Below are 2764 nucleotides of genomic sequence, written 5' to 3'. Positions count from 1 at the left end.
CAAGCGTCACCTGCAGCGGGTAGCCCCCAAGGCCAGGCTCGACCTGGAACAGCTAAACAGCCTGGTGGAGGATAGAGATATGCTGGCAGAGAACTTGGAGAACCTGGTGAAGAAGGAGCGTCAGGAAGGGCGTCAGGAAGGTCAGTTGGAGGCCAAGCAGCAGACTGCTCGCAATCTGATCAAGCTGGGCGTGCTGAGTGATGAGCAGATTGCCGAAGCGACCGGCTTGGCGGTTGATGATATTGCCAAGCTACGTATCGAAGACAAGCACTGATCTTACCCAGCATTTGTGGTAGGCGCTCCACCAACCCATCTTTTTGAACTGATCGGTGTCGGCCAGACTGGTGGCCTCTGATGGATAGGAGGACACCATGAACGAACTGACCTCGACGCAGGCCTACTGGCTGGAGCGTTATGTGCCGGCCCATGTGCGGCGTTATCCCTTCGTTTTGGCCAAGGTCTCGATGAGCGCGGCCGAGCTCGACGAGAAGGGCCAGCAGTACGCGGTGCAGTTCGATGCCGCGGCGCGCCACTTCGAGCGGCCCGATGGCCACCCGCTGCTCGATGACCAGGGCAAGCCCACCTCGGTGCTCAAGAACATTCAGAAGGTGTTGATGACCCTGGAGCAGGATCAGCAACGCACCGAGCGACAGGTCGCTCAGCTCGACGCCGCCGGCCTGCTGGTCGAGCGCAGCATCCAGGTCAATCCTGCAGGCAATACGGCCAACGACAGTGAAGATAAAAGCCACCAGCTCAGCGGATTGCGGGTCGTCAGCGAGAAAGCACTCGCCAGGCTCGATGCCGATACGCTTGTCAGCCTGCGTGACAGCGGTGCGCTTGCCCTCGTTTACGCCCATCTGGTTTCACTGACCAATCTGCAGGATGGGGTGATCGCCAAGCAGCTCGACAGCAGTGGCCCGCCGGCCGATATTGATGAACTCTTCGGCGACGACGACTTCACCTTCGATTTCGATGGCTGAGCCCCGCCGCAGTCCGGCATCGACACCATTTTTTTCAAGGAGCACTGCCCGCTATGCCAGAACCTCAAGCCCAGACCGTCACCATCGATGGCAAGGAATACAACGCTGCGGATCTCTCCGAGCAAGCCCGCACTCAGATCATGCAGGTACGGGTGACCGACCAGGAGATCGAACGCTTGAAGCAGCGCCTGGCCATCGCCCAGACCGCCCGCACCGCCTACGCCAACGCGCTCACGGCTGATATCGGGTAGGAGGGCGCTTCAGCGCGCGATGTTTTTGGTGGTTGAAACCGGCAAACCCTCGCCCGGCAAACCGGCCTCCTGGTATGGATTGACCCGTCAAGGGTTCGGTTGTCTCTACGGCATGCGATTGTCCTCAATGCCTAAGGGTCAGGAAGCGAAGGGCTATCAGCGACGGCGGATCTCTCTGGTATTCGTGGGTTGGGTACCGACCTGTCATCACTTCGTCGCGGAGCTACCCTGGTCTACACGCGAGGGTCACCCTGCCCCGCAGGGCGGGGGCCTTATAGGAGGGTCAGGGGTTCTCCTACCGGCCCGACACTCCCTGACACTTAGGCACTGGGACACCCCGATCATGCGGTCGCCCGGCTACCGTGCGGTTTGCCCATCGCTTCACAGGCGATCGCCCACAGGAAGCCCGCCAACTCGCGCGCGATCGCCGTGGTGACCTGCTGCTTCACCTTGCCCGTGGCGGCCAGCCGGCGGTAGCGCCCACAGAGACGCTTCTGCGCTTCCCAGGCGATCGCCTGGACGGCGGGCGAGGTCTTCTCCGCCCGCTGCTGAATGATGCGCGTCTTGCGCGCCGGGAAGCGGTAGCTCCAGGCGGATTCCACCAGCACGCGTCGCACATAGCCGTTCCCCGTTTTGGTGATGCCGCCCTGACGGCGGCTGCCGCCGCTGGAGTGCTCGCTGGGCACCAGCCCCAGGTAGGCCATCAGCTGGCGAGGCGAGTCGAAGCGGCTGATGTCACCGAGCTCGGCCAGTACCGTCATGGCCGTGATCAGGCTGACGCCGCGCATCGCCTCCTGCTCCGGCGTCGGGACCCACACCGGGGTGAGCTCACCGGAACGCGACAGCCGCGCCAGCATCTTCGCGTCTCGCCGAGCCGTCTTGACGCGATCCCCCGCACGCGGGGGGATCAAGGACGGGGCCACGACCTCACCGTCATGGCCGCTGGCCTGGACCTGGTGATAGACCCCATAGCCACAGGGGCCCGCCTCGTAGCTGAACAGCAGAGGCTGCCCCGCGAAGCGCTCGCTCAACTGACGAATCAGCGTGTCGATGGCCTTGGGCTCGTGGGGGATCTCGCCGCGGAACTCGGGGGCCTGACGCCCTGGCTCGGCGATGGCCACGGAGATGCTCGCTTTGTGCACGTCCAGGCCAATATAGGCGGCATGGACATCGCTGGCGGCACTGAGCCGCTCAGCGACAGCGTGCTGAACAACAGACGGCTGAGTTGCGTTAGACTGTTTCATGACCTGTCTCCCTCAATAGTGGCTCTGCGTTCTGGTCCCCCTCAACGTAACCCACGATGTTGAGGAGGGGCAGGTCAATCCATCATGTCTACCTGCCTTTGCGTTCTCACGCCTGATATCGGGTAGGCGGGCGCTTTTTTTCTTTACGCAGCAGCTAGATAGGCTGAGCGTCAGGGCCGAGAGAAAGCGGATAGCGAGGGGAATGACAGGCAAGGGTGCGGTAGAATCGGCGCATCGAAACAGGAGCACGCATGGCCAGCCATCATCATGACACCGGCTACAAGGAGCT

General features: G+C 62.4%; 3 protein-coding genes and 1 pseudogene. 3 read left to right on the top strand and 1 reads right to left on the bottom strand.

Annotated features, from left to right (window positions below; all coding sequences use genetic code 11):
* From ACESMD_RS14795 to ACESMD_RS14785, 3 genes and pseudogenes are all read left to right on the top strand, one after another.
* Nucleotides 1-274, top strand: a pseudogene (locus ACESMD_RS14795) (hypothetical protein); the annotation flags it as partial.
* A gap of 97 nt (nt 275-371) precedes the next feature.
* A complete protein-coding gene (locus ACESMD_RS14790) occupies nt 372-980 on the top strand; it encodes a SapC family protein (protein ID WP_372614474.1) in 609 nt (202 codons plus the stop codon).
* 53 nt (nt 981-1033) lie between these two features.
* Complete coding sequence (locus ACESMD_RS14785; protein ID WP_372614472.1) at nt 1034-1231, top strand: hypothetical protein; 198 nt, start codon at nt 1034-1036, stop codon at nt 1229-1231.
* A 341-nt stretch (nt 1232-1572) separates the two neighbouring features.
* On the opposite strand, the gene ACESMD_RS14780 is transcribed toward ACESMD_RS14785, so the two are convergent.
* Nucleotides 1573-2475 carry an IS110 family transposase gene (locus ACESMD_RS14780; protein WP_372614470.1) on the bottom strand — a complete coding sequence of 301 codons (903 nt, stop codon included), beginning with the start codon at nt 2473-2475 and terminating at the stop codon, nt 1573-1575.
* Between the last annotated feature and the right edge of the window lie 289 nt (nt 2476-2764).

It is taken from the genome of Halomonas sp. (assembly GCF_041689495.1).
In the GTDB taxonomy this organism is placed as follows: Bacteria; Pseudomonadota; Gammaproteobacteria; order Pseudomonadales; family Halomonadaceae; genus Halomonas.
This window is presented reverse-complemented; position numbering and strand designations above follow the sequence as displayed.

Coding starts and splice junctions, on each gene's coding strand:
- ACESMD_RS14790 (WP_372614474.1), top strand. CDS start 372: ATGAACGAACTGACCTCGACGCAGGCCTACTGGCTGGAGCGTTATGTG.
- ACESMD_RS14785 (WP_372614472.1), top strand. CDS start 1,034: ATGCCAGAACCTCAAGCCCAGACCGTCACCATCGATGGCAAGGAATAC.
- ACESMD_RS14780 (WP_372614470.1), bottom strand. CDS start 2,475: ATGAAACAGTCTAACGCAACTCAGCCGTCTGTTGTTCAGCACGCTGTC.